The sequence below is a fragment of the Dactylosporangium sp. McL0621 genome, from assembly GCF_049995355.1.
GTDB lineage: Bacteria > Actinomycetota > Actinomycetes > Mycobacteriales > Micromonosporaceae > Dactylosporangium.
The window spans coordinates 9,290,130-9,306,336 of sequence record NZ_CP188259.1 but is presented as its reverse complement, the minus strand read 5'-3'; the positions used below and the strand labels follow the sequence as shown (position 1 = coordinate 9,306,336).

Sequence of the window (16,207 nt, the reverse complement as noted above, 5' to 3'; positions counted from 1 at the left end):
CGGTCATGGCGTGCGCTCCGCAGTCGGGGTGATCCCGGTCGGCGCCACCCGTCGCCGCAGCAGCAGCTTGCGCAGTTCGGTGACGACGATGACCGTCGCACCGGCGGCCAGGCACACGGACCACTGGGTCAGGCTGAGGCTGACGGTGTGCAGCATGCGTTGCAGCAGGCCGAGCTCGGTGGCGATGACGATCGCGATCACAGACATGCCGCTGGTGATGAGGAACCGGCGGTCGTCGAACGTCTCCAGGGTGAACATCGACCGGGTGTCACTGCGCACGGTGAACGACAGGAACAGGTTGAGGATCGAGAAGGTCGTCAGGCCCATGGTGCGGGCCACGTCCATGCCGTACGCGCGACCGGCCCAGGCGATCACGGCCAGCGTCACCGCACCCAGGACCAGGCCGACGGCGGCGAGCCAGAGCAGGGCACGGGTGGACAGCAGCGGTTCGTCGGCGCGGCGCGGCGGGCGTCGCATGATGTCGGCGTCCTGTTTGCCGGAGCCGAGGCCGACGGCCTGGAACACCTGCGTGGTGAAGTTGACCCAGAGCGTCTGCAGCGGCAGGAACGGCACCCCGGAGGCGATGTTGAGCAGGCTGGCGCCCAGGAACGTGGCGATGAACCCGACGAGGGCGCCCATCTGGAAGAACACGTACCGCTTCAGGTTGTCGTACAGGGCCCGGCCGATCTCCACGGCCTTGACGATGGTCGCGAAGTCGTCGTCGGTGAGGATCATCGCGGCGGCCTCCTTGGAGACCTCCGTGCCGGTGATACCCATCGCGATGCCGATGTCAGCGCGTTTCAGGGCTGGCGCGTCGTTGACGCCGTCGCCGGTCATCGCCACGATGTGGCCCTTGCGCTGTAGGATCTCCACGAGCCGGACCTTGTGCTCGGGGGTCACGCGGGCGATGACACCGACCTCGTCGATCTCGCGGCTGAGCTGGTCGTCGTCCATCGCGGCGAACTCGGCGCCGGTGATGGCCCGCCCGTCGATACCCAGCTGGGAGGCGATGGCCGCCGCGGTGACCGCGTGATCGCCGGTGATCATGCGGACCCGCATGCCGGCGGTCTTCGCGGTGGCGATCGCAGCCTTCGCCTGCGGCCGCGGCGGGTCGACGATCCCGACCATGGCGAGCAGGGTCAGCCCGTCGAGGGTCTCCAGCAGCGCGGCCTGCCGGTCGAACGTCGCCGGCGCGAAGTCCTTGCGAGCAGTGGCCATGACCCGCAGGCCCTGCGCGGCGAGCCGCTCGTTCTCCGCCAGGTACCGGCCGCGGAGCTCGTCGTCGAGTGGGGTGGGGTCCAGCCCTGGGTACAGAAACGTCGAGGCCCGGGCCAGCAACTGGTCCGGGGCGCCCTTGACATAAGCACGGACGACGTCGTTGCCGACCTCGTCGGTCATCCGGTGGAACGTCGCCATCAGCTTGTACGCGGCGTCGAACGGCACCTCGGCCAGCCGCGGGTACCGCTCCCGGGTCGAGACCACGTCGACGTGGCCCTTTTCGGCCAGGACGACTAGCGCGCCCTCGGTGGGGTCGCCGATCAGCTCCCCATCGCGGACGACCGCGTCGCCGGCGAGGGCCATCGGCAGCAGGAACGGCTCCAGCGGCACGTCGGGCTGGCCGGCGGAGTGCCGGATGTCACCATCGGTCCGGTAACCGCTGCCCGACACGATGTACCGGCGGCCGGGGATGGCCAGTTCGACCGCGGTCATCTGGTTCAGTGTCAGCGTGCCGGTCTTGTCGGAGTTGACGGCGGATGTCGACCCGAGCGTCTCGGTCGAGCGCAGCCGCTTGACGATGGCGTTGGACCGGGCGAGCAGTTGGGTGCCCATCGACAGGATCGTCGTGACGACCGCGGGTAGGCCGGTGGGGATGGCGGAGACCGCGAACGCGATCGCGGCCAGGAACACCACGTCGAACGCGTTACCACGGGCAAGGTTCAGCCCGATCGACAGCGCCAGCGCGACACCGGCGATGACGAGGATCTGGTTGGTCAGCCGGGACAGCTGCCGGGTCAGTGGCGTCTGCGCGTCCTGCTGGGTCTGGAGCATCCCGGAGATGTGGCCGACCTCGGTCGCCATGCCGGTGGCAGTGACGACAAGTTCGCCGGTGCCGCGGGTGACGTTCGTGTTCATGTACACCATGTCGATCCGGTCACCGAGTGCCGCGTTCCGGCCGGCGACGGTGTCCGCGTCCTTGGCGACCGGGACGCTCTCGCCGGTCAGCGCGGACTCGTCGATCTCGAGGCCGGTGGACCGGACGAGACGCCCGTCGGCGGGAACAAGATCACCAGCCTCGACCAGCACCACGTCGCCCGGCACCAGATCCTCGGCGGTAAGCTCGGCCAGGTGCCCGTCGCGGCGCACCCGCGCCTTGACGATCATCATCTGCTGCAGCGCGCTCACAGCGGCCGCAGCCTTGCCCTCCTGATGCAGCCCGAGCGCAGCGTTGAACAACGTCAGCAACAGCAGCAGCACACCGGTGCCGTACTGCTGCAGCGGGTACAGGCTGCCGAGCCCGGCGCACAGCAGCACGAGCTGCATCGGGTCCTTGTACTGGCGGATGAACGCCCGCCACCACGCCTCCTTGCGCGTCTCGACGAGGCGGTTCGGCCCGTACGCTTCGCGGCGCGCGGACACCTCGCCGGCCGACAGGCCCGCCTGGGGCTCGACGTGCTCCACGGCGAGCGTGTCCTTGACCGACAGTGCGTGAAACGGCGGGGCCTCCGGCTCCGCGGCCGACAGGGTGACCATGAGCGGTATCGCCTCCTGGATCGGACGGGGGGAGTCGGCTGGATACCCGATCGGCGGGCATTGACGCCAACAGCGCGGCTGTCCTTCGGCCGGGGCGGGATTGGCGGAACCGCAGCGCCGCGCTGCTGATCGGCACGCGGAGCAGATCCGGACGCAGCGGCAGCCTGCCACGCGGTACAACGCGGCCCGTCGCGGAGCAGATGGAACAGCACACAGGCCGAGGCGAGCACCCCACCATGAACTGCGCCAACGCGATGGCGGCGTTGCTCAGCGCCGCACCGACCCCCTGGAGGGCGGTGCGCCACTGGTCTACGGAGATTACCGGTGGTGGATCCTCGCCGGCCGTCCGGCCCGGGCGAGCCAGGCCCGCGTGCTCACGCCGAAATCACGTCTGGGCTGGCCTTGCCGGCGGTCGTGGTGTGCGGCGAACCCGTCGAGGTGCACGGTCCTGGAGGCCGCTGTCGGTGCACTGCGGCTACCGGACGGGCTCGGCAGGCACGGTCTCGCCGCTGGTGCGGCGTGGATGTCGGACCTCGCTCAAGGCTGGGGTGGTGCCGACAGATGACGGGTCAGGCGCTCGACACTGGTCAGATCGGCAGCCCGGACGTGCATCCGATACCCAGCCCTTCCGCCGACGAGGTGAGCAGCCTGCAGCGCGGCGACGCCGGCGATATCGATCGCGGAAACGCCTGTCAGGTCAACGACACCAGTGTCGGGTGGCAGTGCAGTGCCGTCGCCAGCGCCTGGTGGAGTATCCGCACGGCGGGACGGTCCAGCGTGCCGGACAGCTCGATGCATGCTCGTCCGCCCGGTCCGAGCCGCACGTCGTACGTCAGAGTCACAAGCCCCCCTCGACACCGCCCCTGGCACAGGCTCATGTGACCAATGCCCCGGTACCAGTGGCCGTATCGCTCAACGCTGTGAGCCGCGACACGCACGTGCATGTGGCGGTTCTTGCCGACGGCGCAGCCGGTTCGTTACCGCGGGAACACCGCGTGCGGCCGGTCGAGGACGGACACAAGCTCGACCGGCCAGCGGGACCGACGGCAGGCTCGGCCGCCCGTGCGAAGGTTGCCGGCCTCATCGCGGCGCGGCGGCCGATGAGCACGCTGAGCCCGTTCGCGGCCCAGTGCAGTCCGGCGGGGGCGAGCAGGCTACCGCTGCGCCGCCGCAGTCCGCACAGCGCACCCGGCGAGGGCGGTGAACAGCACCGCATCGTGTGCGGCGGCCCGAGGCGCCCGCACGCGGCGACCACCGGCAGAACCCCGATCGTCGCCGGCACCGCCCATTTCCGGCCTTCCGGAACCGCACGCCTCTCCGTGATGGTCATCGGGCCGCGCCGGGTGCCGGGCCGCGATCGCCTCGGACGCGGCCCAAGGAGCGTCGCGGTCCACGGCGACTGATGGCTCGATGCAACAGTGCCTGCGCGGCTCGGCAGACTCCGGCGCTTGGCGAGGGGTCAAACGGCTCGAACGTTCTCCGCTTGGGGGCCCTTCTGACCCTGTGTCACATCGAACTCGACCTTCTGGCCCTCGTTCAGCTCACGGTAGCCACCGCTCGCGATGGCCGAGTAGTGCACGAAGACGTCAGGGCCTCCGCTGTCCTGCTGGATGAAGCCGAAGCCCTTTTCCGAGTTGAACCATTTCACGGTACCGCTTGTCACGCGTTCCTCCTGGACAGTGGGTAGGCCCTACCCAACGTTGGTGCGGGTAAGGCCTACCCGATTGGCGACGACAGAAACCCGCTGGGTGAGTTGGCTGGTCAACAATGGGCAGATGACCGGGATTCGCCCCGTTCATCCGTCATGCTTGATCGATGATGAGTCGGGTTGGGCAGGCGCTGACCGAGCTTCGCCATGAGGTGACGACGCCAGGCGCCGGCCTGGACCGGCTTCGCCTCGTCGAGGTGCCACTGGTACCCGAGGTGTGGCTCTATCTGGCTGAGGACGCCATCGTGTGGTGGGCCAGGATGGAAGCGCAGGCCGGGGTGAAGCTGCCGCCGCCGTTCTGGTCTTCCGCGTGGGCCGGGGGCAAGGCGATCGCCCGATATGTCCTGGACCATCCGGCGGCCGTGGCGGGTCGGCGGGTCCTGGATCTGGCTGCCGGTTCGGGGTTGGTCGCCATCGCGGCAGGAAAGGCCGGCGCGGCCGCGGTGACGGCCAATGACGTAGACCCGTACGCGGTCGCCGCGATCACACTCAATGCGGACGTCAACGCCGTGCGCGTCGCCGAATGTTTCGCGGACCTGCTCGACGGGGACGGCGGTGACGCCGACACGGTCCTGGCTGGTGACATCTTCTACACCGGGCCCATGGCGCAGCGCGTGCTGGCCTTCCTGGAACGCGCTGCGGCGCGCGGCGCCCAGGTGCTCGTCGGTGATCCCGGCCGCGAACATCTGCCCTACGACCGCATGCAGACCGTCGCTACCTACCAGCTGCCGCTCGCGGACGCCTTCGCAGACGCCCAACTGACCCAGATCAACGTGCTGCAGCTGCGCCAATAGCCCCGCACTCGCCGCGTCGGGCAGCAGGTCCGCCGTCCACGCGAAGCGGGTGCGGCCGTCGTCGGCGGCGGTACGCGTCCAAACTACGTCGTTCGTCCGCACGGCTGCGAGCCGCTGTCTGCTGGCGGGGTGGCTCGACGACGTCCAGCTACAGGACTGCGCCGCGAGGTGCCAGTTCCAGGGTCGCCACGCCGCGTCCGTACAGGACCAGCAACCGGTCGCCGTGGCGGGCACGGATCATGCCAGAGTCAGCGGCGAGGGCAGCGATCGCGTGCTCAGCCACCGCGTCGACGTCGGAGGCGTTGGTGTCCTCGTATGCGACGTCCAGGCTGTCGCCGGTGATCAGCCGGACACGCAGCACAACCTTCGTCATAAGGTCAGCCTACGCGCACCGTACGCGACTGCCGGCGCACCAAGATCCCTTCGAGAACCTCTCCGCGACGCTCCAGGTGGTGACACCTCGGGTGATCGGCGAGGTGGCCCGGTATCTGGCCGTACCCGTAACGGCCAGGCTGGGGTACGTACCGGTCCTGGTCGTCAGCCCCCACGCCGATCCCGGTGCCCACCCAACAACGAGGGGAGTATCGATGAAACGTGGAGTTTCCGCAGCGCTGGTCCTGCTCGGCCCGGCGCTGTTCGCCGGCGGCTGCCAGGGCGCGGACGCATCGCCGAAGCGGCCGATGGGGACGGCGTCGGCGCTGCCCGGGCCGTCGAGCGCCGAGCCCAGCACGGTGACGGCGAAGGGAACGTTCCGCCCCGCAGCCACGCCACAGCCGGGAACCACCGCATTCCTGTACGACAGCTCCGCGGCGACCGCGTCCGCCGCCGCGGACCTCACCCTGCACAGCGCCGGCGAGCACACCAAGGTCACGCTCGCGGTGACCGGGTTCAAACCGAACCGCACCTACGGCGCGCATTTGCACGTCAACCCGTGCGGCAAGGACCCGAAGGCCGCCGGCGGCCACTTCCAGCACCACCCGGAACCGACGGCAACCTCCTCGCCGTCCAACAACCCGACGTATGCCAACCCGCAGAACGAGGTGTGGCTGGACTTCACCACCGACGCCGAGGGCAACGCCAAGGCCAGCGCCGACCAGGCGTGGGCGCTGACCCCGCAGCACCGGCCGTACTCGTTGGTGATCCACGCGGACAAGACCATGACCGAGCCCGGCCGGGCGGGCGTCGCCGGTGCCCGGGTGGCCTGCCTGACCATCACGTACTGAGGCACGTACCGGGCCACGGTGGACTGCGGGTGTCCGGTCTGCCATGGTGGGCTGATGCCACGCGTGGTGACCTTGCCGTCGACGGGCAGCCTGCTCGCGGTCACCGACCTGCACGGCAACGTCGCGGACTTCCATGCGATCGTGGCCCGGTTCAGGTCCATCATGGACGCTCAGGGTCCGCGGCCGCACCTGCTGTTCTGTGGCGACCTTGTGCACGGTCCGGCCATCGCCCCGCAGGCGTGGCCCGAGCATCTCGGCGACTTCTATCTCGACCAGACGCCGCGGCTGCTCGCCGAGGCTCAGCAGCTCCAGGCGGCCTATCCGCAACAGGTCCATTTCCTGCTGGGCAACCATGAGCACGCCCACCTGGGCGGCCCGCGACTGGCCAAGTTCCATGCCGACGAGGCGGCCCACCTGGAGCGGCAGTACGCCTCGGACGGTTTCACCCCGCTCCGGCGGTGGCTGGCGGGTTGGCCGCTCGCGGCCGTCGCGCCGGCCGCGGGCATCGCCTTTACCCACGCCGCGCCGCACGCGCAGATCTCCGGCCCTGGTGACCTTGATGACCTGGCGCTGACCGGGTACGAATCGGTGCCCCTGGCCGACATGGCATCGACCGGACCGCTCGGGGCGCTGCTGTGGGCTCGTACCACCCCCGCGGAGCGCGGTTTTGCGTTTCTCCGCGCCCTGCACCATGGGTGCAAGGTCGCCGTCTTCGGCCATGACATCGTGCGGGAGGGGCACCTGGTCGAGCATGAGCCGCTGTTGTGCATCTCCAGCAGCTTCGGCTGCTACGACGGCGACAAGGTGTACCTGGAGTGGGATCTGGCTCGGCCGGCGGGCAGCGCCGCTGAGGTTGCCCGCGACGGCCTGCGGCGGCTGCACCCCGACGCCCGGCCGGTGTACCGCATCTGAACCCAGCCGCGCTCGGCGCGATCGCGGCTGGGTCGGTTGACCCACCCGAGTGACGGGTGGGTCAACCGATTCACCCGGCGGTGCGGGCAGGACTGGCCGTTTCTACCACTGAAGGCTGTCGAACTCCTCCCAGGGACCGATCGCGGTGCGGTTGGCGATCAGCGGTGCCGTGCCGGCGTTCTCGGCGGTGACGTAGTGGCCGTTGGCGCCGGCCTTGAGCGAGATGCTGCCGTCGGTGTTGTGGATGATCTGGAACTTCTCCCACGGTCCGACGGCGCCGCGGTTGGCGATGAGTGGGCTGTTGCCGGCGTTCTCGGCGGTGACGTACTGGTTGTTGGCGTGGGCGCGCAGGGCCACGGTGCCGTCGCCGAGGTCGGCGACGTCGAACTGCTCCCACGTACCGACCGCGGACCGGTTGGCGATCAGTGGGCTCTTACCGCCGTTCTCCGCGGTGACGAACTCGTTGTTCGCGTGGGCGCGCAGGCTGATCACCTGGGTGACCAGGTCGAACTCCTCCCAGGAACCGATCGCGGTGCGGTTGGCGATCAGCGGTGCCGTGCCGCCGTTCTCGGCGGTGACGTAGTGGCCGTTGGCGCCGGCCTTGAGCGAGATGCTGCCGTCGGCGTTGTGGATGATCTGGAACTTCTCCCACGGTCCGACGGCGCCGCGGTTGGCGATGAGTGGGCTGTTGCCGGCGTTCTCGGCGGTGACGTACTGGTTGTTGGCGTGGGCGCGCAGGGCCACGGTGCCGTCGCCCTGGTCGGCGACGTCGAACTGCTCCCACGTACCGACGGCCGACCGGTTGGCGATGAGTGGGCTGGTGCCGCCGTTCTCCGCGGTGACGACTTGGCCGTTCGCGTGGGCGCGCAGGCTGATCACCGAGGTGCCGGGGCTGAGGAAGTCCATCCACTGGACGTTGAACAGGTAGCCGGGCGCGTTCGCCGGGTTGCGCGCGACGAAGTACAGCTTGCCGCTGCCCGCCGGAGGGTTGGACAGGGTGACAGGAACGTCGGTGTAGGTCTGCCAGCCGCCCGTGGCCGGAATGACGGCCGAGCCCAGCAGCGTGCCGGTCGGGGAGTTCCAGCGGACCTCCGCGATGCCGCCGGCGGTCGCCGACGACGCGTGCAGCCGGATCTGGCTGATTGTGGCCAGCGACGCGGGCGCGACGTTCCACCAGTCGCCGTCCTGAATGAAGCCGATGTCGTTGGTGGCGGGCTCGGCAATGACGCCAGGGGCGTCGTTGCCCTTGCCGGTCGCGGTGCGGCCGGTGGCGGTGAAGAACTCGGCGTTCTTGTGCTTCGGCTGCAGCAGCACCTGGCTGCGCGTGGTGAGCGGGGCCGCGCCGCCGGCGCCGCCCTTGTCCGTGTAGGAGGCCTCGAGGACGTAGAAGGTGTTGTCGCCTTCCGAGTGGCCGCCCGACAAGGTCGTGGTGACCGTGCCGCTGCAGCCCGTGTGCGCGTCGAGGGGGTGGCCGTGCGTGTCGTGGCCGAGGATCGCCTGCAGGTGGACGTCCGCGCAGTTGATGCTCGTGTCCTCCGGGTCGGTCACGGTCACGGAGTACTTGACCTGGTCGCCCCATTGGAAGAACGCGCCGTCGGCCGGTGCGGTGATGGTGACGGTCGGGGCGGTGTTGCCGACCGTGATCGCGACGCTCGCCGAGCTGGTGTGGTTGGCGGCGTCCCGGACCGTGAGCACCGCCGTGTAGTTGCCGTTGGCGGTGTAGGTGTGGCTGGGGTTCGGCGCGGTCGAGGTACCGCCGTCGCCGAACGTCCAGCTGTAGGCGGTCCCGGACGAGCCGGCGCTGGAGAAGGCGACGGTCAGCGGTGCGTGGCCGCTCGTGTGGTCGGCGGACGCCTGCGCGACGGGAGACGCGGCGCCGCCCACGTGGTCGATGCGGTAGATGCCGGAGTCGGTGTTGTCGCCGCCGAAGCCGGAGCCCCACTCGATCAGGTACAGCGCGCCGTCCGGGCCGAACTTGAAGTCCATCGGCTTGAGGAAGCTCATCGAGCTCAGCAGCGGGTCGATCGACGCCACGCCCTTGCCGTCGGCGGTGAGCCCGAAGGTGTACATCTTGCTCGCGCCCCAGTCGGCGAACAGCGCGCGGCCGTCGAAGTACTGCGGCCATTTGCGGTCGGAGTTGAGGTTCGGGTCGTAGCGGTAGACCGGGCCGGCCATCGGCGCGCCGCCGGACAGCTGCGGGAAGTGCGCCGGGTCGGCGGCGTAGTGGTAATAGACGGTGGCCGGGGTCGCGGGCGGGAGCTTCGTCAGGCCGGTGTTGTTCGGCGAGGAGTTCGTCGGGCCGCCGGCGCAGTTGAACGGGGCACCTGAGGTACCACTGGCAAAGTCATATGCGACATAGGGCTGGTTGGCGCCGATGCAGAACGGCCAGCCGCCATTGCGCGGAGTGCTCAGGATGTCCCACTCGACCGTGTTCTCGGGGCCGCGCGCCGGATCGGCGGCGTCGGCGTCGGGGCCGTAGTTGGCGACCATGGCGTAGCCGGTTTTCGGGTCGAGGCCCATCCGGAAGGGGTTGCGCTCACCCATCATGTAGATCTCGGGGCGCGTTTTCGCGGTGCCGGGCGGGAACAGATTGCCGACCGGAATCGTGTAGGTGCCGTTGGCCTCCGGGTGGATGCGCAACACCTTGCCCGACAGGCTGTTCGTGTTGCCGGCCGTGCGCTCGGCGTCGAAATTGGCTTGGCCGGGACGTTGGTCGATCGGGGCGTACCCGTCGGAGCCGAACGGACTCGTATTGTCCCCTGTGGACAACCAGAGGTTGCCGTTGTTCTTGTCGATGGCCAGGCCCGCGCCGTGGTGGCAGCAGTCGGTCCGCTGGACGGGCACGTCGAGGACGACCTTCTCGCTACCCAGGTCGACGGAGTCGCCGGTGACCGTGAAACGGCTGAGCCGGTCGACACTCGCGGCGTTGGGGGAGTAGTAGAGGTACAGCCAATGATTTGTGGCGAAGCCGGGGTCGAGCGCGATGCTCAGCAGGCCGCTCTCGTTGTCGGTGAACACGCCCAGATGCGCCGAAAGCACGGTGCCGCCGCCGGCGTGGATGACCCGCACGTCGCCGAGACGGTCGACGTAGAACACCCGGCCGTCCGGGGCAATGTCGAGCATCATCGGGTTGGAGGTGTTGGTGTCCAGCGGTACCTTCTGGAACTCGCTGTCCGGCGGCGCAGTCGCCGCAGTAGCCGACCGGGCGTAGACAATCACCGACAGGATGAGCGCGCTGATGACGATCAGCGCAGCACGACGCAACAACAGATGCTCCCGAACCCGCAGCCGAGGCCAGGCTCTTTGCGCGAGCTCTGACCATGGATGGGCGGGACGGGCGCCCGGGTCCACGATGAGCGGGCGGGTTTACGGCTGTACGCGCAACCGTCGTCATCTCACACACCGGTTCACTCGGGTGAGATGAACTTGTGGGCGATTGGCAACGACTGCCGCGCCGACCCGGTACGCGAGCAGCCAATTGCGCCCACCGATGGCCATCACGGTCGAGGTGCGTGGGAGAAGTACCCGCATGATCGTGGATCATCGATCGACGCGGCCGCCGGCGCAGGCCCTCCGACACGAAGGCCGGACGTCCGGTGGGCGTACTCGTTCAGCCGTGCACGTTCACGCCGCGGGCCCGCAGCCCGGCGATGACGGCGGTCCGCCGCTGGTCGCCCTGGGGCAGGGCGAAGTTGCAGATCTCGAGCTCCTCCAGGGCGGGCAACAAGGCGAGGACGTCGAGGTCGCGATGGTCGTCGATCGCGTTGACCACCAGGCGGGTCAGGGGCGGGGCTGCCGGTCGCGGTGATGGTCGCCGCCGCGCTGAACCTCATCACCGGGTCTGCGTGGGGCCCGCTGCGGCGACCGGGTCGGCAACGCCGGTTGGATCGGCGCCATCGACACCCTTCAGGAGCCCGGCCCCACCTCCACCAGTTCGCACCACGGCCCGGGCGGCGGGGCTGCCGGACGTCGGCATCGGTTCCAGATGAGGGATCACGGCCTCAGCTACGTCGCCGGGCAGGCCGACGACGCTCGAGTTCGCCGGCTCGCGGTCACGAGGCGAGCAGGTCGAACTGGAACCGGCGGCTTCATGATCCGGTACGCACTCATGCCGTTGCGACTCCAAAACGCCACGATCGAGTATCCGGCCACGGCTGCGACCCGCCCGGCGCATCCGCTGCACACCGTTCGGCCCCAGACGCACGAGCCGAGCGTGCGATATTGGTCGGGCCCCCGCTTCCGTACGGTGTGGCGATGGCAGGAGTGCAGTACCGCCTCGGCATCGACTTCGGCACCTCGAACACGGTCGCCGTGATGTACGAGGAGAGCGGCCGGACACGGCCGGTCCTCTTCGACGGCGTGCCGCTGCTGCCGTCCTCGGTCTGTGCCGCGCCCGAGGGGATGCTGGTCGGGCGGGAGGCGCTGCACGCCGCGCGCGTCCACCCGGCGCTGTTCGAGCCGCATCCGAAGCGCCGCATCGACGACGGCGACGTGCTGCTCGGCGACACCGAGTACCCGGTCGCCGCGCTGATTGCCGCCGTCCTGTCCCGCGTCGTCGCCGAGGCGCGGCAGGCCATGGGCGCCCCGCCGACCGCGGTCACGCTGACCCATCCCGCGGCGTGGGCGGCCCGGCGGCGCAACGTGCTGGTCAACGCGGCCGAACTGGCCGGGCTCGGCGTTCCGGACCTGGTGGCCGAGCCGGTCGCCGCGGCCTCGTACTTCACCGCAGTCCGCGACCTCGATGCGCCCATCGGGGCGCACGTGCTGGTGTACGACTTCGGCGCCGGCACGTTCGACGCCTCCGTCGTCCGGCGTACCGCGGAGGGCTGGGAGATCACGGCCTCGGAGGGCCTGCCGGACACGGGCGGCCTCGACATCGACGCGGCCGTCGTCGGCTACCTCGGCGCGACGTTCGGCCAGTCGCACCCGGACGAGATCCGGCGGCTCGAGCAGCCGGCGACCCCCGGAGACCTGCGGGCCCACCGGCTGCTGTGGGAGGACGTGCGCAGCGCGAAGGAGGTGCTGTCGCGGGCCTCGTCGACGTACCTCCACCTCCCCCTGCTGGAGCAGGACGCGCCGCTGGGCCGGGAACAACTCGAACGGCTCGCCCGGCCCGTGCTGGAGCGGACCGTGGCGCTGACCCGCAACTTGCTCGCGGGCGCCGTGCCGGACGGGTCGTCGGTGCACGCCGTGCTGCTCGTCGGCGGGTCGAGCCGGATACCGCTGGTCGCGACCCTGCTGCACCGCACGCTCAAAGTGGCGCCCACCGCGATCGAACAGCCCGAGGTGGTCGTGGCGGAGGGCAGTGTCCGCCCCACGCCGGCGGCGACGCCGGCGTCGTCGGTACTCCCACCACGGCCCGCCGCGGTACTTTCGCCTTCGACCGCGGTCCCCCCGCCGTCCGCCACTGTGCCCCCACCACCGGCTCAGGTCCCCCCGCCGTCTGCCACGGCGCTCCGGCCACCGGCCGCGATCGAACCGCCGGAGGTCGGACGGCCGCGGCCCGCCGAGCGGCCGAAGCCCGCGAGCCGCCCGGCCGCGACGGCCGGACGGCGGGTCGGCACCGTGGCGCTGCAACTCGGGGCGCTCGCCATCCTTGTGACTCCGCTGCTGATCCTCCTCAAATGGGAGGACGGCATCGTGCCGCTCTATCCCGGACTCTGGATCACCGGCGTGGCCGGCCTGCTAGCCATCATCGTCGGCGTGGTCGCACGCAGCGCCAAGCCCGGCGTCGAGACAGTGAGCGGGTGGTTTGTCACCGCCGGAACCTGGCTCGGCGTGATCGCCCTCGGGGCCGACGTCGTCGGCCTGTTCCTCCCGGGAACGGGCGGCTAGTAGTACACCAGCGGATCGTTGTATTTGGCGAGCCGTCGCCGGTAGTGGCTGAGGCGGGCATGGTGTCGCAGGTCAACCGGACCGCCATGCCGTGGCGGGGAAAAGACGATCACCCAGAAGCGTCACGGTGGATCAGATCAGAGCCCCCACCACCTACGGTCTCCTAGTGCCCTGCGCCCGAAATCCGTTGGCAAAATCGGGCGAGGGACTCGAGGATCTCTTCGGCGGTTTTCGTCCAGATGAACGGGCGTGGGTTGCGGTTCCAGTCTGCGATCCACGCCCGGATGTCGGCTTCCAGGGACTGCACGCTCTTGTGGGCGCCGCGGCGGATGCGCTGGTCGGTGAGGAACCCGAACCAGCGTTCGACCTGGTTGATCCAGGACGAGCCGGTGGGAGTGAAGTGCAGGTGGAAGCGGGGGTGGCGGGCCAGCCAGGCCCGTACCGCCGGGGTCTTGTGGGTGCCGTAGTTGTCGCAGATCAGGTGGACGTCCAGTTCGGCCGGCACTGTCTTGTCGATCGTGGCCAGGAATTTCTTGAACTCGATCGCGCGGTGCTGGCGGTGTAGTTCGCTGATCACGGTGCCGTCAGCGATGTTGAACGCGGCGAACAGGCTGGTGATGCCGTTGCGGACATAGTCGTGGGTGCGTCGTTCGGGCATGCCGGGCATCATCGGCAGGACCGGCTGGGACCGGTCCAGGGCCTGCACCTGGCTTTTCTCGTCCACGCACAGGACCACGGCCCGTTCCGGTGGGTTGTGGTACAGCCCAACGACGTCGACGACCTTCTCCACGAACAACGGATCGGTGGAGAGCTTGAACGTCTCCGCCCGGTGTGGTTTGAGCCCGAAGTCGCGCCAGATCCGCCCGATCGTGGACTTCGACAGCCCGGACTTCTCGGCCATGGACGTGCGTGACCAGTGGGTGGCGTTGCGCGGGGTCTGCTCCAGGGTCGCCACGACCACGTCCTCCACGCGGTCCAGGGTGATCGAGGGCGGCCGGCCGGGCCGCTCCTCGTCGAGCAACCCTTCGAGGCGGTCACGCAGGAACCGGGACCGCCACTTGCCGACCGTCATTCGGTTCACCGCGACCTGCTCAGCAACCTCTACATTGGACAGACCATCGGCACAGGCCAGAATGATCCGGCACCGCACCGCGAGGGCCTGCGCCGACTTGGCCCGCCGGGACCATCGCTCCAACGTCGTGCGTTCGACGTCACTGAGGACCAACTCGACGCGGGGCCGGCCACGACCCGACATGGCCACAGCCTACATTTAGATTAGGAACTTCCGGCGCAGGACACTAGCAGTTCGTCAGCTATGGGGTGCTGCCTGAAGCAGCATGTCGGCTGCGGTTCGGGCGGCCTGGGCCGCCTGCTGGTTGCCGTCCATCGCGGCGGCGATGTTCGAGCCGTCGTAGAGCAGCACCAGTTGCGTGGAGATCAAGCCCGGGTTGCTGTAGCCGGCGTCGCTGACGAGAGCTTCGAAAAGCCCGTGCAGCCACGTCCGGAAGTCTTTGGCCGCGAGGTCTTCGGCGCTGCCGGGCGGCGCTTCGGCTCCGGCGTTGATGAAGGCGCAGCCGCGGAAGCCCGGTTCGGTGAAGAGTTCGCCCAGGGCGTCGAAGACCGCGAGGACCTGCTCCCCGGGGGTTCCGGCCGCCTCGATCCGCTCGTCGATCCGGGCGGCCCACTTGGCATGCCGGTTCTGCAGGTACGTGCGGACGAGGTCGTCCTTGCCGCCGAAGTTGTAGTAGAGCGAACCCTTGGCGACGCCGGCCTCGTCGAGGACCCGGTCGATGCCGACGGTGTGGATGCCTTCGTTGTAGAAGAGCCGGTCGGCGGCTTCGAGCAGACGCTCGCGTGCGGAGCGTCTGCCTGGAGCCGGCGTGGAGGTCACGGCGTCAACTGTACGGCCCGTGTTCAGCCTTCGAGGAGGTCGAACTCGTTGCCGCCGGGATCGGCCAGGGTGACCCAGTGAACGCGGTTCTTGACCGTCTTACCCTCCGGCACCCGGTGGAAGGCAAGCCGGGGCCCGGGGGTGGCGATGTCCGCCGGTTCGATCGCCGCGTTGTCGCGGTCGGCTCCGCCGGCCACTGTGCGGTCCAGCACGGCGGCTCAGAACGTTGCCGCGGGTCGGGCGTCGAAGGCGTCGTAGCTGATGCCGTACACGGTGGCGGTCATGGGTTTTCTCCTTGTGAAGGTGTCAGACCGCGGTGCGGCCGCCGTCGACGGCGATGGTGGCGCCGGTGACGTAACCGGCTCGTGGCGTGGAAAGGAACGCGATGACCTCGGCAATCTCCTCGGGCTTGGCGCCGCGCCCGAGCAGCGTCGTGGCGGCCAGGCTGTCGATCGTCGCGGTGTTGGCTCCGTCGGAGTAGACCGGGCCGGGGGCAACGGCGTTGACGCGTACGCCGGAAGGGCTGAACTCGGCGGCCCACGCGCGGGTGAGCGCGGCGATCGAGGCCTTCGTGGCGCTGTAGGCGGCGCCGCCGGCGAGGCCGACGGAGCCGGCCATGCTGTCGAGGCTGACGATGCTCCCCTCGCCGCGGGCGGCCATTGCCGGGGCGACCGCGGCGGTCAACAGGTAGGTGGAGCGCACGTTGCCGTCGAAGAGCTTGTCGTAGGTGTCGACGTCGAGGTCGGCGGTGGGGCCGAACCAGGACGAGCCCGCGTTGTTGACCAAGATGTCGATCTCGCCGGCCTCCTGGGCCAGGCGGGTGATCTCGGCGGGTTCCCGGAGATCGGCGGCGAGGAACCGGGCACGGCCGCCGGCCGCTTCGACCTCCTTGACGGCCTGGGCGCCACGCTGGGCGTCGCGGCCGTGCACGATGACGGTGGCGCCCAGAGCGCCAAGAGCGACCGCGGTGGCCTTGCCGATGCCCGATGTGGCGCCGGTGACCAGGGCGGTCCGGCCGGTGAGCTCACTCATTTTCTTCCTCCGTTTGGACTGGTCTGTCTAAAACGATTGTTATACAGGTCTGTCTAAAAGA

The 16,207-nt window shown here is 69.6% G+C and carries 15 protein-coding genes; 5 read left to right on the top strand and 10 right to left on the bottom strand.

Annotation, left to right across the window (positions count from 1 at the left end; all coding sequences use genetic code 11):
• Positions 1-3 precede the first annotated feature (3 nt).
• Together ACPPVO_RS44255 and ACPPVO_RS44250 are read right to left on the bottom strand one after the other, a co-directional pair.
• The gene (locus ACPPVO_RS44255; protein ID WP_426504532.1) at positions 4-2,751 is read right to left on the bottom strand and encodes a cation-translocating P-type ATPase; all 2,748 of its coding nucleotides are present in this window, start codon (positions 2,749-2,751) and stop codon (positions 4-6) included.
• Positions 2,752-3,443: 692 nt separating this feature from the next.
• Positions 3,444-3,593: a hypothetical protein gene (locus tag ACPPVO_RS44250; RefSeq protein ID WP_426504531.1), complete on the bottom strand. Its 150-nt coding sequence runs from the start codon at positions 3,591-3,593 to the stop codon at positions 3,444-3,446.
• Between the two features lie 78 nt (positions 3,594-3,671).
• On the opposite strand from ACPPVO_RS44250, the gene ACPPVO_RS44245 reads away from it, so the two are divergent.
• Positions 3,672-4,154 (top strand): hypothetical protein, encoded by a 483-nt coding sequence (locus ACPPVO_RS44245; RefSeq protein ID WP_426504530.1) that lies wholly within the window; start codon positions 3,672-3,674, stop codon positions 4,152-4,154.
• A gap of 56 nt (positions 4,155-4,210) precedes the next feature.
• On the opposite strand, the gene ACPPVO_RS44240 is transcribed toward ACPPVO_RS44245, so the two are convergent.
• Positions 4,211-4,414, bottom strand: a complete 204-nt coding sequence (locus tag ACPPVO_RS44240; protein WP_426504529.1) for a cold-shock protein — start codon at positions 4,412-4,414, stop codon at positions 4,211-4,213.
• A 155-nt stretch (positions 4,415-4,569) separates the two neighbouring features.
• Between ACPPVO_RS44240 and ACPPVO_RS44235 the strand changes: the two genes are divergently transcribed.
• Positions 4,570-5,253 (top strand): class I SAM-dependent methyltransferase, encoded by a 684-nt coding sequence (locus ACPPVO_RS44235; RefSeq protein ID WP_426514811.1) that lies wholly within the window; start codon positions 4,570-4,572, stop codon positions 5,251-5,253.
• A 148-nt stretch (positions 5,254-5,401) separates the two neighbouring features.
• Here ACPPVO_RS44235 and ACPPVO_RS44230 read toward each other — a convergent pair whose 3' ends face one another.
• A complete protein-coding gene (locus ACPPVO_RS44230; RefSeq protein ID WP_426504528.1) occupies positions 5,402-5,626 on the bottom strand; it encodes a hypothetical protein in 225 nt (74 codons plus the stop codon).
• Between the two features lie 214 nt (positions 5,627-5,840).
• Here ACPPVO_RS44230 and ACPPVO_RS44225 point away from each other — a divergent pair, with 214 nt between their 5' ends.
• Together ACPPVO_RS44225 and ACPPVO_RS44220 are read left to right on the top strand one after the other, a co-directional pair.
• The gene (locus ACPPVO_RS44225; protein WP_426504527.1) at positions 5,841-6,476 is read left to right on the top strand and encodes a superoxide dismutase family protein; all 636 of its coding nucleotides are present in this window, start codon (positions 5,841-5,843) and stop codon (positions 6,474-6,476) included.
• Between the two features lie 54 nt (positions 6,477-6,530).
• Positions 6,531-7,388, top strand: coding sequence for a metallophosphoesterase (locus tag ACPPVO_RS44220; protein WP_426504526.1), 858 nt, complete (start codon positions 6,531-6,533; stop codon positions 7,386-7,388).
• A gap of 102 nt (positions 7,389-7,490) precedes the next feature.
• Here ACPPVO_RS44220 and ACPPVO_RS44215 read toward each other — a convergent pair whose 3' ends face one another.
• Entirely contained in the window at positions 7,491-10,652 is a 3,162-nt protein-coding gene (locus ACPPVO_RS44215; RefSeq protein ID WP_426504525.1) for a PQQ-dependent sugar dehydrogenase, read from the bottom strand.
• Between the two features lie 346 nt (positions 10,653-10,998).
• A complete protein-coding gene (locus ACPPVO_RS44210; protein ID WP_426504524.1) occupies positions 10,999-11,160 on the bottom strand; it encodes a hypothetical protein in 162 nt (53 codons plus the stop codon).
• Between the two features lie 482 nt (positions 11,161-11,642).
• Between ACPPVO_RS44210 and ACPPVO_RS44205 the strand changes: the two genes are divergently transcribed.
• Positions 11,643-13,223 carry an Hsp70 family protein gene (locus ACPPVO_RS44205; protein ID WP_426504523.1) on the top strand — a complete coding sequence of 527 codons (1,581 nt, stop codon included), beginning with the start codon at positions 11,643-11,645 and terminating at the stop codon, positions 13,221-13,223.
• Between the two features lie 163 nt (positions 13,224-13,386).
• On the opposite strand, the gene ACPPVO_RS44200 is transcribed toward ACPPVO_RS44205, so the two are convergent.
• The 4 genes from ACPPVO_RS44200 to ACPPVO_RS44185 form a co-directional block, all read right to left on the bottom strand.
• Complete coding sequence (locus ACPPVO_RS44200) at positions 13,387-14,478, bottom strand: IS630 family transposase (protein WP_426504522.1); 1,092 nt, start codon at positions 14,476-14,478, stop codon at positions 13,387-13,389.
• Positions 14,479-14,532: 54 nt separating this feature from the next.
• On the bottom strand, positions 14,533-15,114 hold the full coding sequence (locus ACPPVO_RS44195; RefSeq protein WP_426504521.1) for a TetR/AcrR family transcriptional regulator: 582 nt from the start codon (positions 15,112-15,114) through the stop codon (positions 14,533-14,535).
• Between the two features lie 23 nt (positions 15,115-15,137).
• Positions 15,138-15,326, bottom strand: coding sequence for a hypothetical protein (locus tag ACPPVO_RS44190; protein WP_426504520.1), 189 nt, complete (start codon positions 15,324-15,326; stop codon positions 15,138-15,140).
• A gap of 94 nt (positions 15,327-15,420) precedes the next feature.
• The gene (locus ACPPVO_RS44185) at positions 15,421-16,146 is read right to left on the bottom strand and encodes an SDR family NAD(P)-dependent oxidoreductase (RefSeq protein ID WP_426504519.1); all 726 of its coding nucleotides are present in this window, start codon (positions 16,144-16,146) and stop codon (positions 15,421-15,423) included.
• Between the last annotated feature and the right edge of the window lie 61 nt (positions 16,147-16,207).